Origin of the sequence: Aliinostoc sp. HNIBRCY26 (assembly GCF_050235535.1) — a bacterium.
Taxonomy (GTDB): domain Bacteria; phylum Cyanobacteriota; class Cyanobacteriia; order Cyanobacteriales; family Nostocaceae; genus Trichormus.
On the sequence record NZ_CP189852.1, the window covers coordinates 1,479,575 to 1,504,803 of the forward strand.

Below are 25,229 nucleotides of genomic sequence, written 5' to 3' on the forward strand. Positions count from 1 at the left end.
AACCTAACTATACCAAGAGATTATTCATACTGACGCACCCTACAGTTTGGATATTGTTTTATCTGGAATTCCCTAAACCCCGCCACAACACTTGCGGCTTGATAGAAGCCGGGGAATTAAACCCCCTAAATTTTACCGAGATTTTAAATCAGCGATCGCACCTTTGGTCATAGCGGCGATCGCTTTATCGGTGGCTTTGGGTAGGTGATAATATTTACCGCCTGCGGTTTGGGCTAACTCTTTAGCAAAGCCAGTGGAGACAAATTTACTCTCAGTATCTATGACTAATAGCTGCATTCCTAAACCGCGAATTCTCCCAGCAATTTCTAGTAATTCTCCTTTAATGTCTGGTTTTTCTCCTGGTTCTTGGGGTTCACCTAGAGAACGAGACAAAGGAATATTACCTCGTCCGTCAGTAATTGCCACAATCACGACTTGCCCAATATCGCCACTCATTTGAGCATTTAAACCGATGCGGACGGCTTGGGTAATACCATGTGCTAGGGGTGAACCACCGCCACAGGGTAATCTTTCCAAACGGTTACGGGCTAAAGCAATAGAACGGGTGGGGGGTAGTAAGACTTCGGCTTGTTCTCCCCGGAAGGGAATCAAGGCTACTTGGTCACGGTTTTGATAGGCTTCAGTTAATAGCTGCATCACCGCACCTTTAGCGGACTGCATCCGGTTCAAAGCCATCGACCCCGAAGCATCCACGACAAACACCACTAACGCCCCGGCTTTACGGATGAGGCGTTTAGAGCGAATATCCCCTTGTTCAACAATAACTTTCTTTTCTGGGTGTCTTTCTCGTCGGGCTTTTTGGTAGGGTGCAGCCGCCCTTAAGGTCGCGTCTACAGCGATGCGGCGGACTTTCCCTTTGGGTAACATCGGTTTGATGTAGCGTCCCCGGTCATCAGAGAAGATAATACTACGACTTCCAGATTTACCCTGACGTTGTGCCATTTGAGCAAAGTACAGCACACTGTCATCCATGATTACCCCTTCTGGGTCAAAGATAAATTCTTCTGGGATGCTGGGGGGTTCTTGTTCTTGGGGTTCGTCTGGTTGGTCTTCTTTGTCTTCTTCTTGGTCTTCCTCTTGTTGGTCTTGTTCTGACTCGTCTTGACTTTGTGGTGGTGGTGGCGGTGGTGGGGGTGGTTGGTCTGGTGGTGGTGTCTGCACCACAGTCGCCCGTGGGACAATAACTAATTCTACTGCCCGGCGTAAGTCGTCAGCGTTGACTGTGGCTCGACCATCCAAAGCCGCAGCCGCTTTCGCTACCCGCACCGCAAATAACTCCGCCCGATGTCCTTGGACACCACCACGAATGGCTTCATTAACTAGGTAAGCAATTTGTTCGCTGGTGATGGTGACTTCCTTCAACCATTCCCGCGCCAGGATAATTTGAGTTTTCAGCGCGTCGATATCTTCGTTGTACTGTTGGAGGAAGTCTTGGGGTGATTTAGAATAGGCGATCGCTTGCTCAACTGCTTGGACTCTTTGATCTAGACCGAGAACACCGTCAGCCGAGAGAGCGATCGCAATTCTATCTAATAAATGTTCTCGTAATGCTCCTTCTTCTGGGTTGTAGGTAGCGATAAACAGGGGTTTGCAAGGATGCTGAAAACTAATCCCTTCCCGTTCGATTTGGTTACGTCCTTCCGAGAGGACTGTTAATAACTGGTTAGATATTTGGTCATCTAAAAGATTGATTTCATCCACATACAGCACACCCCGGTTAGCTGTGGCGAGTAACCCAGGCTGAAATACTGTATCTCCTTGCTTCACTGATTTTTCCACATCCACAGAACCCAGGAGACGGTCTTCTGTGACACCCAGGGGAATCTGCACAAACGGCGCAGGAATAATTTGCGTTGGGACATCCTGAATATCTTTATCGGCGCATTCAGCCAATAGATCATCATCCCATTCTTCCGGGTGGTTGGGGTCGCAGTTGCTAACTGAACCGGTGACAACTTCAATCGGTGGTAACAAAGCGTGAATAGCACGCGCCATTACTGATTTTGCCGTACCGCGACGACCTGCGATCGCTACTCCTCCCAACCCAGGATCTACTGCTGCTAGTAATAAAGCAAGTTTAATGGCTTCTTGACCGACTACAGCCGTCAAGGGAAATGAAGTAATTGTCGGGTTGATAGTAGGCGCAGGCATGGTTTACAGATAAGGGACTGGGGACTGGGGATTGGGGACTAGGGATTGGGTATGGGGAATGGGGCATAGGGAATAGGGCATGGGATTTTCATTCTCTTGCTCTCTCCTCTCAACACTCACTACTCAGCACTCAGCACTCACAACTCAGCACTCTTAACCTAGTCTTGGTTTTTAGCATATCAATTTCTGGCTCATTTAGAATAAGGGTCATAGGAATAAGGGCTGTGTATTACTCTGGGGGCAAAATTTATGAGTGTCGCTCAAGCTAAACGCTTCACATTGGATGAGTACCACAAACTCATAGAATTGGGCTTTCTCCATGAGGATGATCATATCCAATTAATCAACGGGGAACTAATTCAAATGGTATCTAAGGGTACAGCCCATGAAACTTGCTTAAGAAAGTTATTAAAAGAACTGCCAAAAGTCATAGGAGATAGGGCGACTTTGCAATCCCAAGCCCCTATTACTTTACCGCCTAACAGCGAACCAGAACCGGATTTTGCTATTGTGCAGAACCGCCTTGATGATTATTTTTCTGCTCATCCTAGCCCTGCTGATGTGTTGTTAGTGATGGAAGTAGCTGATTCTTCTTTAAGTTATGACCAAGATGTGAAAATACCTCTCTATGCTCAAGCAGGTATTTCTGACTATTGGATATTTAATTTATTCGATAATTATTTGGAATGTTACAACGACCCCTATCAAGATCATCAAGGAAAATACGGTTATTCAACTAAGCGAATTTTTCTGCACAATCAAGTAATTTCTTTTCCTTGTTTTCCCGATTTATCTATCGATTTAAATAATATATTGCCTAAAAAAATAAATTTCCAATGAGCTATAGTGATTTCAAACTTAACGAAATTATTGACACTTTTGGCTTAATAGTTCAAGAGTCATCTGGATTATTTGCCAATTTACCAGACCAAGAATGTAGTGACTTGTTGTCTATAATTTTGAAAGAGAATGTTGATTTGGCAGTTGCTATCAGTTCTGAAAAGGCTCGCAGCGAAATGATTATTAGCCCAATATTGCTAGAAATTAGGCGCAAATTTAATTATCAAATCGGCTTGTTTTCTGGAGTTGAGTTTGCTGTTGATGCTCAACGAGGTTTAAATGGGTTTTGTGATTTTATTTTAAGTCTTTCTCCAGAACAATTGTTTGTTCGCAGTCCAGTGATTGTTTTAGTAGAAAGTAAAAATGAAAATCTGCGTTCTGGATTAGCACAATGTATTGCAGAAATGGTTGCGGCTCAAATCTTTAATGAAAGAAGCGGCAATGCTATTAAATCAATTTATGGTGCTGTTACCATCGGCACAATTTGGCAATTCTTGAAACTTGAAAGTGATGTGATCAGCATCGATTTACGTGAATATTATATTAAGGATATTAACAAAATATTAGGTATATTATATGGTGCGATCGCTCAAAACAAATATTTTTAAACATTCACTATTGTAGAATAGGTAACCATTCATAAAATTCGAGTTAAAATGATTGTCACGTAAAAGGTCATCTACAATAATTAATAATGGCGATTAGTAATCACGAACGAGTTAATAGAGCTTTAATTCTTTTAGGAGAAGGCCTATACCCCTATGTATCAAGAGAAATGCAGTCAGTATATGGTGAAAGTTGGTTAACAGAAGCTAAGTCATGTCTATCAGAGGAAAAAAACTTAAAGCGTAATATAGAAGATATATTGCGAGATGATATCTCTGCTATTCTCAGGGTAATGAATCGGTATTGGAAACAAGTATTCAGAAAACAACTGAGTAGAACTGAAGGAACAATAGTTAATGAACTGGTTGATGTGCGTAATAAATGGGCGCATCAATCGCGGTTTTCCACGGATGATACATATCGCGCTCTTGACAGTATTTTTCGTATTCTCAAAGCTATTTCAGCACCAGAAGCTAGTATTGTAGAAAGGCAAAAACAAGAAGTTTTAGAAATGTTATCTCCCGAAAAAGCGGAAGAGGCTCGTCTAAAAGAAAAGTTGATTGAAAAACATAAACTACTCATATTCAATAACATAGAACTTCTTCGTCAAGCACTCACCCATCGTTCCTATGTTCATGAAAACCCAGGCGAAGGCGAACATAATGAACGCCTAGAATTTCTCGGTGATGCGGTGCTGAATTTCTTAAGTGGTGAATATCTTTATAGCCGTCACCCCGAAAAAGGAGAAGATGAATTAACAAGGCGACGTTCCGCATTAGTCGATGAAAAACAATTAGCTAAATTTGCTTTGGAAGTCGGCTTAGATTTTAGGATGCGCTTAGGTAAAGGTGCAATTCGAGATGGTGGTTATCAAAATCCCAATTTACTTAGTAGTACATTTGAGGCGGTAATTGGTGCTTACTATTTAGATAATGACTCTAATATTGAAGCAGTGCGCGCCATTGTTGAACCATTATTTGATGCTGTTCCTGAACAAATTGTAGTATCTCGCTCAAATGTAGATTCCAAAAATCGCTTTCAAGAATGGGTACAGCGCAATATTGGCCAAACTCCTCCCAACTACGTAACAACACAAATAGGTGGTTCATCTCACGCACCAGAATTTCAAGCTGAGGTTTATGTGGGAGATAAAAAGTACGGTGAAGCAGTGGGACGAAATAAAAAAGAAGCGGAAAAAGCGGCGGCTGAAGATGCTTTAGCTAAATTGAAGAAACAAGGCTTGTTGACATAAATATACACCATTGGCGAGAAATGAATTTTCCTAAAAGTGGTTTAGTGTCTTTAGAAAAGCTCTAATTATTCTCTAGTTTTTTGCTGATATCCAATGGTAAAGTTACTGTGAAAGTAGAGCCAACACCTTCTTGAGAAACTAAATGAATTTCTCCCTGCAATAGTTTGACTAAACGTGCCACTATTGCTAAACCTAAGCCTGTACTATCAGGAAGGCGGGGACGTTCTTCAGAGTTAACACGAAAATAAGGCTCAAATATTTGGTATTGGTCTTTCGGTGCAATACCAATCCCAGTATCAGCAACAGCGATCGCCCACTTTTCACTATCTAGCACCTCACACTTTATACTAATAGTGCCGGAGTCTGTGTAACGGATGGCGTTACTCACAAGATTTGTGACAATCTGTTGTAATTGAAAACCATCTGTGATTATCTCTAGAGGTAGGGGATCGCTATCAACTATAATTTTTAAATTCTTCTCTTCTGCTAGTGGTTCTAGCATCTCACAGACATTACTAATTAATTCCTGCACATTAATAGGTGCTGTCTGGAGTTGGAGTTTACCAGCTTCAAATCTTGATAGTTCTAAGACATTGTTAATTAATCTTAACAAGTGTCTACCATTGCGGAGTACACGTTCAATATGGTCTAAATTGACGTAATTATCTTTTGTCGTACCCTGTCGTCTTTGTTGTCTTAAAAATAAATCTGAGTAACCAATAATTGCTGTTAGGGGATGTTTAAGCTCATGTGCTAATTCTGATAGATTGTCTTGATTAGCATTAATTAAACGTGTTAGTTCTTCATTATGCAGAGTCAAAGAAGCTTGTAAACTCTGTAATTCCCGTAAGCGTTCTCCTACATAACTATTAAAACACCGTGCGATCGCTTCATCAATCACCGCATCAATTAACCGCATATAACGAATAATTTCTACTGGTGTACCCTGCGATAACTCACCCTCTATCGTGTCAAATATGACTGTGCGTAGTAGACAATATTCACGAGCAATTTCGGACGGGTCAAAGCCTTGTTCAGCGCGTAATAGTCCATGCTGCCAACTAGCCGTGACGATGGATTTAATATCACCCTCCTGAGAAGGTGACAAAACGGTGATCATTGCCTGAAAGATGTCAGGAATATGATTTTTAATCGCTGTATAAGATAAATCATCAGCACTTTCTATGTGGCGATCATTACGAACTTTGAGAATCCATTTTTCGATGATCTTATGCGTATTTTCAGCCAGTAATTGACTAAAATCCATGCTTTTAAAATCGGCTAGGTGATAGAGGACTAAATTCTATATGTCATTAGTGTAACGAGTGTAGTGACAATTATAGAAATCAGCCAAAAATTTCATCTATCACTTGAAATATATTATTAGGCTCCTAATTCTAGCCCATCCTTTCACAATACAACCATTGATTCTAGATAATTCCTCACATAAATTGTAGAATTTCTAGTGAAATCCTCTAAAACTCTTATTTACATACTGATATTGACTAATCTCATAAAAACTCTGAGGATTTTAATAAACAACATTTATGATTCAAAAGTTGCTTATACTTAAAAAAGGTGATAAAATTTTGGCACTAATATCTATATGAGTAAGTCAGCCTAATCCAACTAAAAATTAGAATCTAGTTGGAGCGGAGGAACCAATTTTGGGGCGTATCTTGTAGAAAGTCATTACCTAAGAGTTACACAATTTGTGATAACTCCATACTCTCTCAAGAGGGGCAACTCTCAGCCCTAGCCCGTCAGCTAACTTCGTAGGCATTGAGAGGAGACTGAAGAGACAGCATTTTTTTAATGTTTAGCTCTCATCAGTGTCCGAGGCTGGTACTGCTCTGTTTTTTTTGTACCTGCACTTAACTCTGTTGAGGTTGCGTCTATGATACTGCAATTAAATTTGGCAGCTATTTTAGCTGTTGCCAGTCAAGCTGTCTGGAAAAAGACTAAACCTGTAATTATGAGGGATGTAGTATTACTACCCATTATAGGTTTTTTAGGGATTATATTACTGTGGTGGGTAATAGCATTAGCAAATCATGAGTTAATGCCCACACCACCAGAAGCCCTAGTCGCCAACTTAGACTACATCCTCAACCCTTTCTATCAAAGAGGCCCCGGTAACTTAGGTATTGGTTGGTTATTGATAGCTAGCTTACGTCGCGTACTGATAGGCTTTGCCCTGGGTGCAGTAGTGGCAATTCCTCTGGGATTTTTAATTGGGATGTCTAGACCTGCCATGCTAGCACTCAATCCCATCATTCAAATTTTCAAACCCGTATCACCACTAGCTTGGCTACCCGTAGCCCTAGCCATCTTTAACCTAGCTGATCCTTCGGCAATTTTCGTAATTTTCATCACCTCCCTATGGCCGACCATCATTAACACAGCCTTGGGAGTCGCCAGCGTTCCCAAAGATTATATAGATGTCGCCCAAGTTTTAGAAATGCCCCAATGGCGACGCATCACCAAAATTATCTGGCCTGCCAGTTTACCCTACATTTTCACAGGTCTGAGAATCAGCTTAGGAATTGCGTGGCTGGTCATCGTTGCAGTAGAAATGCTCACTGGTGGTGTGGGGATAGGCTTTTTCGTCTGGGATGAATGGAGTCGTTTAAACCTGAGTTCAGTATTTCTAGCAGTATTTGTTATCGGTTTAACTGGACTCATCCTAGACTTTGCCGTTGGCAAACTGCAAGAACTAGTCACCCATCGTCCCGTCGCCCCTAAATAAAAGGGAACAGACTAACCTTCCATAATACTCAATAGACGCAAATTTTCTGTGCGCCTCTGCACTGGTGCGTGAGCTAATTAAATTATTCAACGCCACATGAATAACTCTAACTGGACAAGACGAGACTTTATTAAAGGTATAGGCGCAACCACCGCAGGTATGACACTTTCCTCCTGTGCTGTATCAGCAGATAGATCAGCTAAAGGACTAACGGAGGAAGCCTTAGCCGTACAACCAGTAGTCAGACCCCAAGACCTAGAAAAACCAGACTTAATTGTCGGATACGTTCCTGTTAATGATTGTGCGCCATTTGCGATCGCCTGGAAAAAAGGCTTCTTTCGCAAATATGGTTTAAATGTCACACTCAACCGCGAAGCTAGTTGGGCTAACTCCCGTGATGGTTTAATCTTTGGTCGCCTAGACGCGTCCCCCGTCGTTTCCGGTGCAGTCACCAACGCCCGCATCGGTGCAGAAGGCGCACGCCACGCCCCCTTATGTGCAGCCATGACCATTCATCGCCACGGAAACGCTATGACCATGAACAAAGCCATGTGGGATTTTGGCTTACGTCCTTGGTATGAATATCAACAACAATATGGCGACGGTGCATTAGAAGCCTTCGGTAGAGATTTTCGTAACTACTTCGACAAACAAGCACCAGAAAATAAAGTCTGGGCTGTGGTTCTAAGTTCCGCCATTTACGAATATTTTTTGCGTTATATATCGGCGGCGGCTGGTATTGATCCTCTGAAAGAGTTTCGCATCATCATAGTTCCACCACCGCAGATGGTGACGAACGTCAGAATAGGGGCTATGCAAGCCTATATGGTAGCCGAACCTTGGAACACTAGAGCCATTACAGGCAATGAAAACATCGGTTTTACTTTTGCCCAAGGTAAAGAAATCTGGCTAGGACACCCAGATAGGTTATTGGGAGTGATGGAATCCTTCATTGAAAAATATCCCAAAACCTATCGTTCGTTAGTCAAAGCCATGATAGAAGCTTGTCAATATTGCAGCAAGCCAGAAAATCGCCAAGAAATCGCCGAATTATTAACAGACCGTTCCTTTACAGGTGCAAGACCCAAAAATAAGAATGCACCAATTACCAAGCTAACCGCACCTGGGATTCTGGGGAATTACAACTATGGTGGTTTTGATGGTAAAGACCGCACCATCAAAGCCACAGATACCACTATTTTCTTCGATATTCCTGACAATCTACCCAAAGTACCGGGTGAACACTCGACATTTTTATGGAGATCCAGAAGTCTCTGGTTAATGACTCAAGCCGCCCGTTGGGGACAAATCAAAGAATTTCCTAAAAATGCCGAAAAATTAGCCGAGCAAGGTTGGCGAGCTGATTTATATCGAGACATAGCTAGCGAAATGGGTATTGAATGTCCCCAAGACGACTATAAAGTCGAACCACCAGAAGTGTTTATCGATAAGAAGGGCTTTGATCCTAGTGACCCCGTTGGTTATTTAAACAGCTTTGACATTAGAGCTAATGCACCAACCCGATTTTTTATGTCTTGAAATTAGGTAACACTCAATAGTCAATGGTCAATAGTTAAAAATCAATAATTCACAATCAATAGGAATAATTGACATGAAATCTACACCTTTAACCGTCAAGGCTCATCAACCACCTATGTCCAGACCTAACTTTTTAGAAATTGAAAATTTAGTGAAGTCTTATCCGACACCAGATAAAGGTAACTTTATCGTACTTAATGATGTAAATTTGACCATTGGTGAAGATGAATTTATTTCTGTGATCGGGCATTCCGGTTGCGGTAAATCAACTTTGTTAAAAATTGTAGCGGGTTTAGAAAAACTCACGTCCGGCTCTGTACGCCTTGATGGTAAAGAGATTCGCAAGCCTGGGGCAGAAAGAATGATGATATTTCAAAACTATTCTTTGTTACCTTGGTTAACAGTTAGAGAGAATATTCGCCTAGCTGTCGATGAAGTGTTAAAAAATGCTAATCGGGCTGAAAAAATTAGCATTGTGAACGAACACTTGGCAATGGTAAACTTAACGGCGGCAGCAGACAAATATCCTGATGAAATTTCTGGAGGTATGAAACAAAGAGTGGGCATTGCCAGAGCCTTAGCAATTCGTCCGAAAATGTTACTCATGGATGAACCTTTCGGTGCATTAGATGCTCTAACTAGAGGTAAATTGCAAAGGCAAGTTTTAGATATTTGGGAAAGTAATCGGCAAGCAGTGATGATGATTACTCACGATGTTGATGAAGCTATTTATATGTCCGATCGCATCGTATTAATGACTAACGGGCCAGCCGCTACAATTGGGGAAATCTTAGAAGTACCCTTTCCCCATCCACGTGATCGCGCTGCTATCCGTAACTCTAAAGAATACTTTGAAATCCGCAATCACGCACTCAACTTTCTCGATCAATATTTTGCTCACGAAGAATAAAGTGATTTATGATTTCTGTAGTGGGTCGCCTAATTCAAATTAAGTTAACCGAAATTTGAAGCGGAGGAACCAAATCATGGGGCGCATCTTAAATATATAGAGTGAAGCATCTGCGAGTGTCATTAAGGGAGCAACTAACCACTCAACATCGGCTAAAGGCCACGCTACCACCAACACCGCGTCACACTCATAAGAAAGACACCTTCCAGTCTTAGCCCGTCAGCTAACTCCGTCGGCAATGGAAGGAACCCCCAAAACTTTGGCTTTATTACCAGTTGTTATTGGGGATTCCTAGCGGATAAATCTCGATTTATTCGTATTAACCCTACTTCTCATTCATTGTTAATTAAGTTTAGGAGAAGTCAAAGCTGTGAACATCAAGCCAATGTTAGCCCGGTTGCAAAGTGCGATGGGTCGGGACGATATCATCGAGCAAATCTTATTACTTCCCGAACCAAAGCCAGCTTTTCCTGAGCAGTCCTCGATCAATAGACCAATAAACTTAATTGTGGGTTATGATGCTTCTCCTAGTAGCCATACCGCACTAGACATAGCTTTTTGGATGGCACATCAAACCCGATTAGCCGCTAATCAAGAAGTGGTAGTCCAAGCTGTTTATGTCGTAGAAGATAGCTATGGTGAGGCCAAATATCATCCACTGAAGCTGAATAGGAAATTACCGAACTTCACATCTTCCGCCAGTGAAATATCCAAATCGCACACATCTATATTAATACACCCAACTGCGCGGGAAACTGTATCCAATGTACAACAAAAGACACTCAACACAATCCAAGAAGCCGATAGAATTCTGTGGCAAGCTAGAAGCCTAGCAGAAGAATGGCAAGGTTCTTTTAAATCACATCTGCGCTTCGGTAATCTCAGTCAAGAACTGAAGACAGTGGTAGAAATTGAATCAGCTGATATCTTATTTTTGGGGTGTAAATCTATTTATCACCCCCTCATTCGACAGATTAGCCCTAATTTCCCCTGTGCTGTCGTAGGTATTCCTAATAGTTTATAGGGAATGGGGCATAGGGCATTGGGCATTGGGAAAAACAATCTACCTGAGCAATAATTCATGTTTGTAACCCCTATACCCTTACACCCCTAAACCCCTACACCCTTTTTAATCTTGCTAAGTCAGGAAAAATTAACCAATATGACCTGCTTCAGTTCTACACTAGAAGCATGGGTCATCTTGTACAGGCAGGCTCATACACGATATTCGTGCTTTAGATACATCCTCAAGATATAATTTTCAGTCATAACTTGGTTGAAATTTTCAACTAAAATTGAAATATTAAATACAGAAATTTCGTATTAACTTAGCTATCCTCTGAGGTTTGATCGTGACTGTGAGCTTGCCTTCCCCGACTAGTCCCTCACAAACAGAGCAACATACCCAATCTGTCAGCTCTACATCATCAGATGTGTTCCCAAAACGGGTGACTGGTGGTTCTGCACTACTGGATAGTCTCCTACGCCACGGTGTCGAATATATCTTTGGCTACCCTGGTGGGGCAATTCTGCCGATTTATGATGACCTGTACAAAGTAGAAGCAACTGGCAGTATTAAGCATATTCTCGTGAGGCACGAACAGGGGGCGGCTCATGCTGCCGATGGTTATGCCCGCGCCACTGGTAAAGTCGGTGTGTGCTTCGGTACTTCCGGCCCTGGGGCAACTAACTTAGTTACAGGTATTGCGACAGCTTACATGGATTCGATTCCGATGGTGATTGTCACCGGACAAGTACCACGGAAAATGATTGGTACGGATGCTTTCCAAGAGACAGACATCTACGGTATCACTCTACCCATTGTGAAGCATTCCTATGTAGTGCGTGACCCAGCCGATATGGCGCGCATCGTAGCGGAAGCATTTCACATTGCTAGCACCGGTCGTCCTGGCCCGGTGTTAATTGATGTACCGAAAGACGTGGCTTTTGAGGAATTTGATTATGTACCTGTAGAACCAGGGACAGTCAAACTACCTGGATATCGTCCCACCGTGAAGGGAAATCCCCGTCAAATCAACGCTGCCATTCAGCTAATTCAAGAAAGCCGTCGTCCTTTATTGTATGTCGGTGGTGGTGCGATCGCATCTAATGCCCACACAGAAATTCAAGAATTAGCAGAATTATGCCAAATCCCCGTCACAACTACCTTGATGGGTATCGGTGCTTTTGACGAACATCACCCCTTATCCTTGGGGATGTTGGGAATGCACGGTACAGCTTACGCTAACTTTGCTGTCACTGATTGTGATTTGCTCATTTGCGTCGGTGCTAGATTTGATGACCGTGTTACCGGCAAATTAGACGAATTCGCCTCCCGTGCCAAAGTCATTCATATTGATATTGACCCCGCAGAAGTTGGTAAGAACCGCGTCCCAGAAGTCCCCATTGTGGGTGATGTGCGGAAAGTGTTAATTGACTTGTTACATCGCTGCAAACAAGGCAAAGTCAAACTTAATCCCAACCAAACCAGCGAATGGTTGAATTTAATTAACCGTTGGCGGGAAGAATATCCTTTAGTCGTACCCCAACATCCAGACAGCATCTCACCCCAAGAAGTGATTGTGGAAGTTGCTCACCAAGCTCCCCATGCCTTCTACACTACCGATGTTGGCCAGCATCAAATGTGGGCAGCACAATTCCTCAAGAATGGCCCCCGACGCTGGATTTCTAGTGCAGGCTTAGGAACAATGGGTTTTGGTCTACCCGCAGCCATTGGTGCTAAGGTGGCTTTCCCAGATGAACAAGTCGTCTGTATTAGTGGTGATGCTAGTTTCCAAATGTGTCTGCAAGAATTGGGAACGGCTGCACAATATGGTATTGGTGTCAAGACTATTATTGTGAATAATGGCTGGCAAGGAATGGTACGTCAGTGGCAACAAGCCTTCCACGGCGAACGCTACTCATGTTCCAACATGGAAGTCGGGATGCCAGACATTGAATTATTAGCCCAAGCCTACGGAATTAAGGGAATCATAGTCACAAAACGCGAGCAACTACAAGATGCGATCGCCCAAATGTTAGCCCATAACGGCCCTGTAATTCTAGATGTCCACGTCACCAAAGACGAAAACTGCTATCCAATGGTAGCTCCAGGTAAGAGCAACGCCCAAATGATTGGTCTGCCCAAACAGCCGCCAAAAGCTAACATCGAAGCAGTGTATTGCAGCCATTGCGGCACCAAAAACGCCTCCAATCATAACTTCTGTTCTGAGTGCGGAACCAAGTTGTAATCATGTTGATTGTTGACTGTTAACAGTCAACAATCAACACAGTTGAGTAAAATCACACTAGCAAAACACAATTTTTGTCTAAGAGGTTGTTTGAAAAGTTTTTGGCTGTGATATTAAGCAGGCAATAATCAATGATGGAGAGACTGAAAAAGTTGCCAACCGTCAACAAGATCATGTAATCGAGTCAAGCCACGCCAGAGAACTTTAGATAACGTTCAATCAACCAACGATAACTGTACCATTGCACATACGCACAAAGATGTGTGTACACCGTAAATCCCCAGTCCCCAATCCCTTTTATTGCGGAATCTTCTATAATTGAGGGAATAAATAATCAGGTAAAGATCAATTTAGTCAGGAAAGTGCTTTTATCTCCTGTCTCTTACCTGCTTGTCACAGCATTTACCAGATTTACCATATCAATCGCGAAAATAAGATCCCTGAATTCTTGAGGAAATCGGGGAGATACTCTATACCAATTCTCCAAAATTAAGCAACAGATGCAAAGCTTGAAATCAAGATTTTATCTGGCTTTCTTAATTGCGAATTGCGAATTGGTATTAGTCAAGTCCATTTGTCACGCAGCCGCACTTATCAGAACATGATCTGCTGCTTAAATCCAGACTGTCCAAACCCTCAGAACTCTGATGGTAAAAAGTCATGCCAAAGTTGTGGTACTCCCTTAGTACCATTGTTAAGAAATCGCTTTCGTGTGATCCGAATGTTGTCGGATGAAGGCGGTTTTGGTAGGACTTATCTATCAGAAGATACTGATAAATTGAATGAACATTGTGTCATCAAACAATTAGCACCAAAGTTTCAAGGAACTTGGTCACAAAAAAAGGCGGTAGAATTATTTGCCCAAGAAGCCAAACGTTTACAAGAATTAGGGGAACATCCCCAAATTCCGACGCTGTTGGCTTATTTTGAACAAGATAACTGTTTGTATTTAGTGCAGCAGTTTATCAATGGACAGAATTTGTTAAAGGAATTAAAGCAACGCAAAAGCTATAGACCAGGTGAAATTCAAGCGATTTTACTTGATATCATCCCTGTGTTGAAATTTATTCACGATCGCGGTGTAATTCACCGTGACATCAAACCAGAAAATATTATCCGTTGTCGCAGTGACGGACGATTAAATCTGATTGATTTTGGTTCTTCCAAACAGTTAACAGCGAAGGTGCAGAATTTCGGTACATCAATTGGTTCACATGGTTACTCACCCCTAGAACAAATTCGCGATGGGAAGGCTTATGCTGCTAGTGATTTGTTTGCTTTAGGGGCTACTTGTTTTCATTTGTTAACTGGAATTTCGCCGTTTCAATTGTGGATGGAACATGGCTATGGTTGGGTAACGCATTGGCGGCAATATTTGCACCGTCCCCTCAGTTCAGATTTAGATTTTGTGTTGGACAAGCTGTTGCAAAAAGACCTCAAAGACCGTTACCAAACAGCCGATGAAGTCCTCAAAGATATTACACCGAAAGAACCCCTTGCCCTGCCTGCTGCCGGACAATCTTCAGGCAAAATTCCCAGCACTCAAGTACATAAAAAACCAACACCGCGTTTATCAATTTTGTCTGGGTTAGTTCGCATTGGGGTTTTAATATCGGCTTTTATTTTGCTATTTGGGTTTAGTGAGTCTTGGTATTACCAATATCGCCGCATTTATAGCAGTTTATCTGCAAAACTCATGCCCCACCAGCAAAATTCTCCATCGGGAGAAGCGTTTTTAGTACAGCCACAAAAGCCGATTTTGCAACAAGTGGTGTTAGCTAATACCCTTCCAGCACATGAAAATTCGGTGTCTTCAGTCGCGGTCAGTCCCGATGGTAAAATCATTGCTAGTAGTGGAGGCGATCGCACGATTAAGCTGTGGAATTTGACAACAGGTGCAGAAATCGCCACCCTCAAAGGACATTCAGCTACAGTCAATGCAGTGGTGATCAGTCCTGATGGTAAAACTTTGGTCAGTGGTAGTGACGACAACACCATCAGAGTTTGGAATCTGAAAACCCATCAGATGATCAAAGCCATAGCAGCCCATAGCGATGCTATTCACGCCCTAGCTATTAGTCCCGATGGTAGAACTTTGGTGAGTGGGAGTGATGATAAAACGATCAAAATTTGGAATTTAAACAGTGGTAGATTAATCACTACACTCACAGGTCATAGATTTTGGGTGAGATCAGTAGCGATTAGTGCCGATGGTGAGACTATTGCTAGCGGTAGTTTTGATAAAACCATTAAAATCTGGAATTTAGCTGAAGAATCACTGATTCGCACCTTTGGCGGCAAAGGCGAAACAGTCACAGCGATCGCCTTTAGTCCTGATGGTAAAATTCTCGCTAGTGCTAGCCGCGATCGCACAATTAAATTGTGGAATTTACAAGCTGGGACAAGACTCCGCACCCTCAAAGGCAGTACAGAAACAGTCACAGCAGTTGCCTTTAGTCCTGATGGTAAAATTCTCGCTAGTGCTGGCCGTGACCAAACTATCAAACTCTGGAATTTAGAAACCGGCGATGAAATTAGTACGCTGGAGGGACATGAAAACACCGTAACATCGGTAGCTTTTACGCCAGATGGTCAAAGTTTAGTCAGTGGTAGTGAAGATAATACTATTAGGATTTGGCGTGTTAGTCAGTAGGGATTGGGGACTGGGGACTGGGGACTGGGGACTGGGTAAGATTTTGTGGCTAATTTGGGTTAATTGGTAAAGATTTATCTCAAGTTGATGGTTGGTGTGATTAACAGCTTTTAGTTAACTGTTATACTCTCTTGCAAGAGTACAGAACCATGACAATTTCATAAAAATGTTTCCCAATAGCAGCGATGAGTGTTTATTTTAACAACTTATACGCAAATTTTTAGCGGGGGTAGGGCGATCGTCACAACCTTGATTCTTGCGTTGACCCCAGCGAATCGCTTGCTAGGCAAAGGTTTGAGTAGGGTATATAGATGCTTTGTTGTCAATAATTTACGCTTATTGACAGGTAAATTAGACCCCCCGCTAAAATGACTATCTCAAACCCTGTCACAGTCACGGTTCTAAAAGGGTAGGATTTTCCATATATTCCCCTTCACGGGGACGGAAACATCAGCCTTTTAACGCGCTGCGGCAGATCAGTTAAGGATTTTCCATATATTCCCCTTCACGGGGACGGAAACTTGCAACATGAACCGGCGCGTACTTGTTCCTTTCGGATTTTCCATATATTCCCCTTCACGGGGACGGAAACCTTTGGATACCAAATTGTAGACCATCGACAATGATAGAATTTTCCATATATTCCCCTTCACGGGGACGGAAACCTGCTATCTCATTCTCTTGCTTTGCCTTAATAGCAATATTTTCCATATATTCCCCTTCACGGGGACGGAAACACTGCATTCAATTGTGCCGCCAAGGTTTCCAAACAAATATTTTCCATATATTCCCCTTCACGGGGATGGAAACTGGTGGATCTGCAAGATAATCAAGCAACAAACACTTATTTTCCATATATTCCCCTTCACGGGGACGGAAACAAGTTACTTGGTACCAGTATCGATTTTACGTCAATGATTTTCCATATATTCCCCTTCACGGGGACGGAAACATCACCCGATAAATTATGATAACGTCCTTCAAAATTTCTTGATTTTCCATATATTCCCCTTCACGGGGACGGAAACTTTACTAGCACTTCTTGTATCATAAGATTCTGGAAGGGTTTTCCATCTATTCCTCTTCACGGGGACGGAAACTTTTCTGCAAATAAATTATGCAGAAAATACATTTCAAGTTTTCCATTTATTCCCCTTTACGGGGACGAAAACTCATTCAATGGCTTGGTAAGCTGTTAAAGATTGAAATTGCATAACTAGGGCGGGCAAGATGCCCACCCTAAAAGACTTACAAGCAATTTTAAGTTAGTAAACTAAATTTTTTTCAGCAAGTCCCTATTCCCAATGCCCCATGCTCCATGCCCACTATCTATTCATCGGCCAAGATAATTGACAAATAGTACCATGCGGACAAAGGGGCGATCGCTCGAATTTTCCTTGTAGTTGTTTGGCTAGATTAATAAACTGTTGCGTTCCTCTTCCAGTTTTACTAGCAGTACATCCTAAACCATTATCAATGACACTCAGGGTGTAATAACCTTCAGATATCATGCAAGTAACTTGTAGGCGGGTTGCACCTGTGGCGTGTTTACCAACGTTGCATAAGGCTTCTTCTAAAAATCTACAAATTCCTCGCTTTTGTTCAATAGTTAAAAATCTTTCATCTATCGGTTCAAAAGTCCGAATTTTGATTCTAATATTCTTAAAACCAGGAAAATCCCTTTCTAAAGTATAGGTATACACTTGATAGAGTAGATCATGCAGGGGTTCTTGTAAGTTTAATACTAGGTCGTTGCCTAAATAAAGACTGGTATCTTGGTCTAAAGATTCTTGCTGTAAATATTCATATATTCCCCTTAATTCATAGTTTAATTTCTCTAGTTCTTCGGCTATGACTGGAATAATTTCTTGGTTAGATTCATTTTGACCACGTAGCAGTTGTAGAACTTTCGCTAAACTTTGCAAGGGGCCATTATGAATAGTTTCAAAGGTACTTTCTATAATCGCTTGACGGATTTTGATACCGGAACGTAAAGCTTGGTCATATTGGTATAAAGCTGTGAGTTCCATACCATTCACAATCAAGACTAAAATGGCGGGAATGAACGGAATCCACCAGCCAAAAATTAAACTGAAATAACAAATTAATCCTAAACTAACACTAGCTAAAACAACAATAATTAAGTTGTTTAATGGTGATTTAGTCAGTCTAGCAATGGCAATTCCGCACACACCCCAAGCGAAAATCCAGAAATATTCCCATTGGTCATTCCAGGTATTTAATAAAGGTCTTTCATTGAGGACAGCACTAATAATTTGACTGGTAGCATGGGCTTGAATTTCTACACCATAAATTCGCCCTTTACTGATTTGAGTGGATGGAATAGCAGTAGTAGTAAAAAAATCTTTGCGACTAGGTGCAGTGATACCGATGATAATGATGCGATCGCGTAACCATGTTGGGTTTACTTTACCACGTTTGATATCACTGCTAGAAACAGTCCGAAATCGGGCGTGACCACTGCGAAAATTTAGTAAAACCTGGACTCCGCCTGCATCGGTGTGGATATATCCCCCAGAGTCGGGAAGAAAGCGGGGTAGTTCAGTTTTGCCAAATCGCATAGCAGCGCGATCGCGTCTGCCATTTTCTAAGACAATACGGTTACGGGCTAAATAAGCGGCTGATAATCTAATTGATAAAGAGAACTTGTAACCTTGGGGTGTGGGTGTCCCTAATAAAATTCTTCTTAATTTACCATCAATATCTGTCATTTGGTCGGCAAATCCTACTTGTTGAGGATGAATTTTTGGTGGTGGTGGAATTGGTTCAGGTAAGACTTTTTCTATAGCGATAATGTTGGGTGATTTTTGTACAATTGTGGCTAGTTTATCGTGATTTGCATTGACTGGTGGATTTTGATAAATATCTAAACCGATAACTCTAGGTTTATATGTCTGTAATTTTAATAACAAAGTAGCTAAATCATGATTGGAAATTACAGAATCTGATTGATAGTAATTATGACGACGGATATCTTCTTCATCAATACCTACAATCACAATTCTCTCATCAATAGATTCTTCTGGACGTAACCGTAAAAAATTATCAAACGCTAACCACTCGACAGATTGCATTAAACCCATGTAGCGCGCTAATATTACTAGTCCAATGACTGCACATCCTGGTAATATACCCACACGCCACATAGCAATTTCTGCTTTAATAACATTCCAAAATCCAGGCGGCATAAATTAATTCTCCAACCTTTTATAAAAGAGGGAATTGGGAATTGGGCATCGGGCATTGGGCATTGGGCATGGGGAATAGGAGACAAAGTAGACAAGGTAGACAAGGTAGATTTTAATTTCATTCCCCAATCCCCAGTCCCCAGTCCCCAGTCCCCAACTAATCAATTAAACCCTCATCCCTCGCCTTCATTTCTGTCTGAATGCGGATGTTTTTGCCCTGATCTGGATATAGTTCTAAAGCGTCTTGTAATTTACTCCAGTAATGTCTAACCATCCTTTCAGAGATAGACATTTTTTGGGCGATCGCTTTATCTTGTAAGCCTTCATCAAATGCTAAACTAAGTACCTGTAACCACTCTGGTTTAATCTCTAATCCTGTATGAATTCCTTTGATGTCTTTTGTATGAGTTAATCCTTGTAATGCCCAGTCAACTCTAGTTAACATTTCTTGAGTAGTTAGGCTTTTATCCGCAACTGTAAAACCTCCTTTATGACTATCAATTTCAGGTTTAATTCTCACTAATGTTCTGATATGCGCGCTTTGGACAACAATATTTAGTTCAGGGTAATTTTTCATCAAAGTTCTGAGTAGTTGTACACCCGTCTCAGGTTTTGCTGTCATTCCTACATTTTTAGGAAGTGACAAGTCCATAATCACAACATCTGGTTGTAAAATACTGATTTGCTCTAGAGCTAAAAAAGCATTGACAACAGTGATAATTTCTGCATCAACATAATGTGTTTTTAAGACTGCTATTGTCCCACTTAAAACTGATTCATGGTCATCAATGACTAAAATTTTGAGGAGTGTTTTCTGAGTTAATAGTTGTTGCATAATTAACACTATCTTGAAGAATATTGATATTTACTTTGGGGGATAAATTTCCTGGAAAGCAAAGCTAGTAGTTAGTTGTGTTCGACTGATTTTATCTGCAATATAGTGAAATTATTCTATCGATAAAACCTTTAATTCAATAACCTAAAGATGGAAAAAGCCGAAGTTTTTAGGACAATAATTACCAAGATAAATGCCAAATTATTTGACAATGACTAACACGATAAAAACATCTACCGGAGGTTAAAAATTGGAATGTATCACAAATGTATTTTAATTCTGTTGAGTTAGTGTGACACATAAAACTAGTAATATCAGGATAGTTAATCTGTATTTTTAATTGTCCCTGATTTTTTTGCTGTTTCAGACTAATATAAATTGTAATGCTTGTAATAATATTAGACAGGTTTATTGTCAATAGTTCGTCTAAAATTGACAAAACTGTCAAACTATGAAATGCTTGTTCTTGTCGCCAGTAAACAGGCAAGTCTAGATGGAAATATAAATGGGGATTAACTACTAGCCACGGTTCTATTAAGCACTGAATAGCTAATGGAAAACTATCTGGAAGTGATTCAGGAAATAAGCGGTTGCTTAATTGTACTAAGGAATGGTGAAAATTATCAATTTGTCTCAAATAATCTTGGGTTTGGTGGTTGGATAAATTGAGATTATTTGATGTTAGGACATCTAAATGGCGACGGATTGTAAAAGTTTCTTGCAATAAATCATCCCGAATTTTCTCGGCTTCCACAAAAAGCTTTGTTGACTGTCTGGAAGACCACCATTGCAATGCTTGTTGAATTCTCTGATAAGATGGCAGAAATTTCACAATGGTCATAGTTTGTAGGGAACAGGGAATAGGGAATGGGGAACAGTTAACTGTTAACAGTCAATATTCAACAGTCAACAGTCAGTAGGGGCGGGTTCAGTGAGAGATTCACGTTGTCAAACAGATATGTTGGTTAAACCCGCCCTTACATTAGTAAATAGTCAACAGTCAACAGTTTCTCCTAATTACAAATCAGTAATTAACCTAGCTTTTCTGAGGATGAATTGTAATGCTGTTTCTTGTTGGGAAATAATATTAGCATCAGCGTTCATCCCTGATTGAATTTGACATTGCTGTTGTCCATGACCAAATTTCTGGCTTTCTGGTTGAATTGTCGCCTCAAAATAGCTCTCGCTGGGGGTGACAGTGTTATTATCGTTGCGTTGTGGTGTGATGCTATCGGGGGAAATCGCCTTCACTTGACCTTGAAGAGTGCCATAATCTGGGTAGGGACAAGCATTCACTCGCAGTTGTACCTTTTGTCCTACAGCAACTTTTTTAATGTCTGCGGTGGGAATCATGGCTTTCACAATTAACGGCGTATTTTGGGGTACAATCTCTGCGATCGCTTCACTAGTGCGTACTACTTGGCCTGGGTTACGTAAATTGAGCTTGAGAACTATACCATCACTAGTGGCGCGAATGATGCTGCTTTGTAATTGTCTGGCGATTTGTTGCAGTTCTTTGTCATATTGAGTTATTTGGGCTTGAAATTCTACCTGACGCTGTTGCAAAGATTGTTTTTCTTTATTTAGTGTCGCAATACTCGCCTCACCTCTAGCACGTTCTTGGGCGATACGTTCAGATGCGATCGCTACTGTGGCCATGCTAGGGTTAATTGCGGCTTTAGCTGATTTTAATTGAGTTTGAGCAATTTCCACAGCTTGTTTTTCGCCTGCGAGGACAAATTTACTCTGTTCCACGACGAGTTTTTTCTGTTCGTATTCCCGTCTACCGATAGCACCGATTTCTGTTAACTGTTGATAGCGATCGCGATCTACTTCAGCAAAGTTTAAATCAGCCTGGGCTTTTTGTAAATTGGCTTTTGCTTTTTGTAAGTTAGCTGTTGCTGCTAAATATTCACTTTCGGTAGTAATTTGCTTTTCTTGAAAATCTCTTTGATTTTTACTAAAATCAGCCTGTGCAGCCGCAATTGTGCGCTCAATTAATCTAGTTTCAGCGAGAATTTGCGTTTCTAAAGTGCTGATTTGAGCATCAATTTGAATAAGTTGTAATTTACCCTGTTGGATATTAGTTTGCAGGAGACTTTGTTTAATTTGTAGTTCTTGGGTATCCAAACGCGCGATTGCGTCACCCCGCTTTACAATTTGATTTTCTGTCACCAACACACTCTCTATTGTCCCCTCGATTTCCGGCTGTACTAAGCGCACATCACCTACAGGACGAATAGTAGCAGCAGTTCTAACGACGACATCATATTTAATCCAAGCCGAAAGTGCGATCGCACTTCCTACAGTCATCATTAACAATAATCCTAATAAAGAAGTCCATGTACTAACAGCAGGTAATAATTCTTCATTGGGATCTGCTGTCAGTATTTTTTGATTTTGAATGTACAGCATATTTCACCATAAAAGAAATAGAAAATGGTAAATAATTAAAGGTTTGTAGTGAAAACTTTAGTTTTCAAGAAAGGACTAAAGTCCTGACTACGAACTAAATTCTGGTATTTTAAAATTAATCAATCATGAAACCAGTGAATTAAATCTTTTTCCCAGTCCCCAGTCCCCAGTCCCCAATCCCTAATCCCCTCTAAAGAACCTTGTAACTTTAACCTTCCCTGTTCTAATAAAACAATCCAATCAGCACGGTTAATTACTCGCGGACGATGACTAATTAAAATTGTAGTTTTGCCTTGACGATGAGTTAATAATTGTTCTAAAACTTGCGCCTCACTTACAGGGTCAAGTCCACCAGTTGATTCATCTAAAATTAAAATTGGGGGGTCTGTAACTATAGCCCTAGCTATTGCTAAACGTTGACGTTGACCACCGGAAATATTCGCCCCAAATTCACCTAAAATTGTTTGATATTTATCAGGTAATTTACTAATAAATTCGTCAGCACCAGAAATTTGACAAGCATTGACAATTTGCTCAAAACTCACAAATGGAGTACCTAAACGAAAGTTTTCTACAATGGAACGACTCCAAAAATGAGCGTCTTGAGGAACTAAAACTACCTGTTGACGTAAACAATCTAAAGCTAGGTCTTCTAAGTTATATAAACCAATGCGAATGTTACCCGATTGCAGAGAATATAAACCAGCAATTAATTTTGCAAGAGTGCTTTTACCACAGCCAGATTTGCCAATTAAAGCAGTAACCTTACCACCAGGAATTGTTAAAGTAAAATCTTCTAATAAATCGACTCTTCCAGTATAGTGAAAGTTGACATTTGTACAAATAATGTCGGCATTTACTGGTAATTTTGCAAAAGGCTTTTTACCGTCGTCTACATTTTCTGGTGTAGTATCAATAACTTCTGTTAAACGTTGGACTGCTGTTTTAGCAGTAGTAAATTCATCAACGAAGCTAATGACAGTGGAAATTAATCCCAGAAAGTTACCATTCATGGAATTGAAAGCCAATAGCTGTCCAATACTCAGTTTTTCTGCTGGGTTAATGACTAAGTTACCGCCATACCAAAGTAAGATAATACTACCGATACTAGAAACAAAATTAGAAAATGTGCCATTGATAATGCCGATTTGAATGGTGCGTAGAGTTAAGTTAGTCAGGTGACTAAAGCGATTTTGTAACTCATCAAGAAATTGTGAACCAGAGGTAGTAGTTTTTAGTGTCAGCGCGCCTTTAAAGGTTTCTACTAAAACGCCTTGTGCTTCTGCATCTTTTACTAAAAGTTCACGAGTTTTCTGTTGTAATGTCGGCTGGAAGATAATTGTCGATATACTCATAATTCCTGACATCAACATCGCTAAACCAGTCAACTTCCAGCTATAGAAAATCATGAAGCATAAAGAAATAGCTGCTATAAAAACGCGACTAGGTAAACTAATCACAATTTGAGCAACCAATTGATTGATTTGGTTAATATCTCGTAAACGACTGACAATTTCTCCACTGCGTCGCGCTTCGTAGTAACTTAGAGGTAATCGGAGAATTTGACGACAAAAATCTAAAACTAAACCTAATTGTAATCTTTGGGCAAAGTGGGCAATTAAATTAGATTGTACCCACGATAAACCACTAGAAATAATATTCATCACTATGACTGCGATCGCCATCGTAGTGAGAAGCTTAGTATCACCACGCACTAAAATATCATCGGTGAGAATTTGTAATAAAAAAGGCGACGCTAAAGATAAAATTCCTAATAGTAAATTTAGGGGTAAAGCTTGTGCTAAAATCCCCCGAAAATGCCAGACACGCCGAAAGAAACGTCCGAAACCAGCAATTTTATCATCTTCGCCTTGAAAAAATAATTCTGGATTTGGCTCTAATAACAACATTAACCAATCTGTCCACCCTTCACTTAAATCTTTTGATGAAAGATAACGGATACCTACAGCCGGATCAGCAATGATATATTTTTTGCCTTTCTTTCCATATAAAACAACCCAATGATTACCTTTCCAATGAATAATTGCGGGTAAAGGTGCTTTGTCAATATGGTTTAATAACTCTGGAGAAGTTTTAACTGGACGAGCCTTAAGTCCTAGTGTTTCGGCTCCTCGTTTTAGTCCTAATAAAGTTGTACCAAATTGTCCTGTACCCACAGCTTCACGAATGCGACTGATAGTAAAATTGCGTCCGTAATACTTAGTAATTGTTGCTAGACAAGCAGCACCACAATCTTCTTGATTATGTTGTAAAACATGAGATAGTTTCATAGCCTTCAATGCTGATATTGATTGATTTAATATCTCATAATGATAATTGACGAATTTGTATATTGATTCTCCTTGTTTATACAGTGTTAATTTAATATTTACTTCTTATACTTACGTCTAAGGGTCTGTATTTTATATTTGGGATGAAAGAAATGATGACATATTGGTAGTTTGAGGATATCGAAATAAGATAATTTCCTCTCCTGGTACAGACATAAGGCTACCTGTTAAAAAATTTGTCATGAAGGAGTTATTTATGAGTAATAGAAGTGCAGTATTTTTTATTAAATCAGAAGAAATACCAAATGCCTTTGCAAGTGTGACGTATGTAGCAGCAGCAAGAAAATCACCACCGCTAATAGCAGCAGCTTCTTCATTTGATATTTCCGTGAATAGATTATTTTGGTTGATGAATTGCATGATATGTTGCTCCCTCAATTTCTCATGTTTTGATACTGTTGTAGATTGATTATTTTAGTATTGAGAGCATTTCTTTTTTACAGATAT

The 25,229-nt window shown here is 40.7% G+C and carries 17 protein-coding genes, 1 pseudogene, 1 CRISPR repeat array and 2 riboswitches; of the genes and pseudogenes, 10 read left to right on the plus strand and 8 right to left on the minus strand.

Going from position 1 to position 25,229, the window contains the following annotated elements; translation table 11 throughout:
* Positions 1 to 132 precede the first annotated feature (132 nt).
* Entirely contained in the window at positions 133 to 2,172 is a 2,040-nt protein-coding gene (gene bchD / locus ACQFX9_RS06190) for a magnesium chelatase ATPase subunit D (protein ID WP_427161179.1), read from the minus strand.
* A 249-nt stretch (positions 2,173 to 2,421) separates the two neighbouring features.
* On the opposite strand from bchD, the gene ACQFX9_RS06195 reads away from it, so the two are divergent.
* From ACQFX9_RS06195 to rnc, 4 genes and pseudogenes are all read left to right on the plus strand, one after another.
* Complete coding sequence (locus ACQFX9_RS06195; protein WP_427161180.1) at positions 2,422 to 3,012, plus strand: Uma2 family endonuclease; 591 nt, start codon at positions 2,422 to 2,424, stop codon at positions 3,010 to 3,012.
* Positions 3,009 to 3,620 (plus strand): hypothetical protein, encoded by a 612-nt coding sequence (locus ACQFX9_RS06200; RefSeq protein WP_427161181.1) that lies wholly within the window; start codon positions 3,009 to 3,011, stop codon positions 3,618 to 3,620. The genes ACQFX9_RS06195 and ACQFX9_RS06200 overlap by 4 nt, the downstream gene beginning before the upstream one ends.
* Before the next feature lie 167 nt (positions 3,621 to 3,787).
* Positions 3,788 to 4,021: pseudogene (locus ACQFX9_RS06205) on the plus strand (Swt1 family HEPN domain-containing protein); the annotation flags it as partial.
* A 108-nt stretch (positions 4,022 to 4,129) separates the two neighbouring features.
* Positions 4,130 to 4,870: a ribonuclease III gene (gene rnc / locus ACQFX9_RS06210; protein WP_427162808.1), complete on the plus strand. Its 741-nt coding sequence runs from the start codon at positions 4,130 to 4,132 to the stop codon at positions 4,868 to 4,870.
* 61 nt (positions 4,871 to 4,931) lie between these two features.
* On the opposite strand, the gene ACQFX9_RS06215 is transcribed toward rnc, so the two are convergent.
* Positions 4,932 to 6,137, minus strand: coding sequence for a sensor histidine kinase (locus tag ACQFX9_RS06215; protein WP_427161182.1), 1,206 nt, complete (start codon positions 6,135 to 6,137; stop codon positions 4,932 to 4,934).
* Positions 6,138 to 6,477: 340 nt separating this feature from the next.
* Positions 6,478 to 6,667: riboswitch (cyclic di-AMP (ydaO/yuaA leader) on the plus strand.
* A gap of 100 nt (positions 6,668 to 6,767) precedes the next feature.
* Between ACQFX9_RS06215 and ntrB the strand changes: the two genes are divergently transcribed.
* From ntrB to ACQFX9_RS06245, 6 genes are all read left to right on the plus strand, one after another.
* Positions 6,768 to 7,619 (plus strand): nitrate ABC transporter permease, encoded by an 852-nt coding sequence (gene ntrB / locus ACQFX9_RS06220; protein WP_427161183.1) that lies wholly within the window; start codon positions 6,768 to 6,770, stop codon positions 7,617 to 7,619.
* A 96-nt stretch (positions 7,620 to 7,715) separates the two neighbouring features.
* A complete protein-coding gene (locus ACQFX9_RS06225) occupies positions 7,716 to 9,158 on the plus strand; it encodes an ABC transporter substrate-binding protein (RefSeq protein WP_427161185.1) in 1,443 nt (480 codons plus the stop codon).
* Between the two features lie 73 nt (positions 9,159 to 9,231).
* The gene (locus ACQFX9_RS06230; RefSeq protein ID WP_236142438.1) at positions 9,232 to 10,068 is read left to right on the plus strand and encodes an ABC transporter ATP-binding protein; all 837 of its coding nucleotides are present in this window, start codon (positions 9,232 to 9,234) and stop codon (positions 10,066 to 10,068) included.
* A 16-nt stretch (positions 10,069 to 10,084) separates the two neighbouring features.
* Positions 10,085 to 10,321, plus strand: a riboswitch (cyclic di-AMP (ydaO/yuaA leader).
* Between the two features lie 132 nt (positions 10,322 to 10,453).
* Entirely contained in the window at positions 10,454 to 11,092 is a 639-nt protein-coding gene (locus ACQFX9_RS06235; RefSeq protein WP_427162809.1) for a universal stress protein, read from the plus strand.
* A gap of 328 nt (positions 11,093 to 11,420) precedes the next feature.
* Complete coding sequence (gene ilvB, locus ACQFX9_RS06240; RefSeq protein ID WP_427161186.1) at positions 11,421 to 13,319, plus strand: biosynthetic-type acetolactate synthase large subunit; 1,899 nt, start codon at positions 11,421 to 11,423, stop codon at positions 13,317 to 13,319.
* Positions 13,320 to 13,920: 601 nt separating this feature from the next.
* Positions 13,921 to 15,972, plus strand: a complete 2,052-nt coding sequence (locus ACQFX9_RS06245; RefSeq protein ID WP_427161187.1) for a protein kinase domain-containing protein — start codon at positions 13,921 to 13,923, stop codon at positions 15,970 to 15,972.
* A gap of 414 nt (positions 15,973 to 16,386) precedes the next feature.
* Positions 16,387 to 17,144: a CRISPR direct-repeat array (repeat unit 35 nt; unit sequence ATTTTCCATATATTCCCCTTCACGGGGACGGAAAC).
* A gap of 153 nt (positions 17,145 to 17,297) precedes the next feature.
* Here the strand turns inward: ACQFX9_RS06245 and ACQFX9_RS06250 are convergent.
* From ACQFX9_RS06250 to ACQFX9_RS06275, 6 genes are all read right to left on the minus strand, one after another.
* Positions 17,298 to 19,181 carry a CHASE2 domain-containing protein gene (locus ACQFX9_RS06250; protein WP_427161188.1) on the minus strand — a complete coding sequence of 628 codons (1,884 nt, stop codon included), beginning with the start codon at positions 19,179 to 19,181 and terminating at the stop codon, positions 17,298 to 17,300.
* A gap of 157 nt (positions 19,182 to 19,338) precedes the next feature.
* Entirely contained in the window at positions 19,339 to 20,016 is a 678-nt protein-coding gene (locus ACQFX9_RS06255) for a response regulator (protein ID WP_427161189.1), read from the minus strand.
* 181 nt (positions 20,017 to 20,197) lie between these two features.
* Positions 20,198 to 20,857, minus strand: coding sequence for a hypothetical protein (locus ACQFX9_RS06260; protein ID WP_427161190.1), 660 nt, complete (start codon positions 20,855 to 20,857; stop codon positions 20,198 to 20,200).
* 176 nt (positions 20,858 to 21,033) lie between these two features.
* Entirely contained in the window at positions 21,034 to 22,431 is a 1,398-nt protein-coding gene (locus ACQFX9_RS06265; RefSeq protein WP_427161191.1) for an HlyD family efflux transporter periplasmic adaptor subunit, read from the minus strand.
* Between the two features lie 119 nt (positions 22,432 to 22,550).
* Complete coding sequence (locus ACQFX9_RS06270; RefSeq protein WP_427161192.1) at positions 22,551 to 24,722, minus strand: peptidase domain-containing ABC transporter; 2,172 nt, start codon at positions 24,720 to 24,722, stop codon at positions 22,551 to 22,553.
* 132 nt (positions 24,723 to 24,854) lie between these two features.
* The gene (locus ACQFX9_RS06275; protein ID WP_427161193.1) at positions 24,855 to 25,142 is read right to left on the minus strand and encodes a hypothetical protein; all 288 of its coding nucleotides are present in this window, start codon (positions 25,140 to 25,142) and stop codon (positions 24,855 to 24,857) included.
* Between the last annotated feature and the right edge of the window lie 87 nt (positions 25,143 to 25,229).

What these genes read in the sequence shown, in the direction of transcription:
- bchD (WP_427161179.1), bottom strand. Translation starts at nt 2,172, where the DNA reads ATGCCTGCGCCTACTATCAACCCGACAATTACTTCATTTCCCTTGACG.
- ACQFX9_RS06195 (WP_427161180.1), top strand. Translation starts at nt 2,422, where the DNA reads ATGAGTGTCGCTCAAGCTAAACGCTTCACATTGGATGAGTACCACAAA.
- ACQFX9_RS06200 (WP_427161181.1), top strand. Translation starts at nt 3,009, where the DNA reads ATGAGCTATAGTGATTTCAAACTTAACGAAATTATTGACACTTTTGGC.
- rnc (WP_427162808.1), top strand. Translation starts at nt 4,130, where the DNA reads ATGTTATCTCCCGAAAAAGCGGAAGAGGCTCGTCTAAAAGAAAAGTTG.
- ACQFX9_RS06215 (WP_427161182.1), bottom strand. Translation starts at nt 6,137, where the DNA reads ATGGATTTTAGTCAATTACTGGCTGAAAATACGCATAAGATCATCGAA.
- ntrB (WP_427161183.1), top strand. Translation starts at nt 6,768, where the DNA reads ATGATACTGCAATTAAATTTGGCAGCTATTTTAGCTGTTGCCAGTCAA.
- ACQFX9_RS06225 (WP_427161185.1), top strand. Translation starts at nt 7,716, where the DNA reads ATGAATAACTCTAACTGGACAAGACGAGACTTTATTAAAGGTATAGGC.
- ACQFX9_RS06230 (WP_236142438.1), top strand. Translation starts at nt 9,232, where the DNA reads ATGAAATCTACACCTTTAACCGTCAAGGCTCATCAACCACCTATGTCC.
- ACQFX9_RS06235 (WP_427162809.1), top strand. Translation starts at nt 10,454, where the DNA reads ATGTTAGCCCGGTTGCAAAGTGCGATGGGTCGGGACGATATCATCGAG.
- ACQFX9_RS06245 (WP_427161187.1), top strand. Translation starts at nt 13,921, where the DNA reads ATGATCTGCTGCTTAAATCCAGACTGTCCAAACCCTCAGAACTCTGAT.
- ACQFX9_RS06250 (WP_427161188.1), bottom strand. Translation starts at nt 19,181, where the DNA reads ATGCCGCCTGGATTTTGGAATGTTATTAAAGCAGAAATTGCTATGTGG.
- ACQFX9_RS06255 (WP_427161189.1), bottom strand. Translation starts at nt 20,016, where the DNA reads ATGCAACAACTATTAACTCAGAAAACACTCCTCAAAATTTTAGTCATT.
- ACQFX9_RS06260 (WP_427161190.1), bottom strand. Translation starts at nt 20,857, where the DNA reads ATGACCATTGTGAAATTTCTGCCATCTTATCAGAGAATTCAACAAGCA.
- ACQFX9_RS06265 (WP_427161191.1), bottom strand. Translation starts at nt 22,431, where the DNA reads ATGCTGTACATTCAAAATCAAAAAATACTGACAGCAGATCCCAATGAA.
- ACQFX9_RS06270 (WP_427161192.1), bottom strand. Translation starts at nt 24,722, where the DNA reads ATGAAACTATCTCATGTTTTACAACATAATCAAGAAGATTGTGGTGCT.
- ACQFX9_RS06275 (WP_427161193.1), bottom strand. Translation starts at nt 25,142, where the DNA reads ATGCAATTCATCAACCAAAATAATCTATTCACGGAAATATCAAATGAA.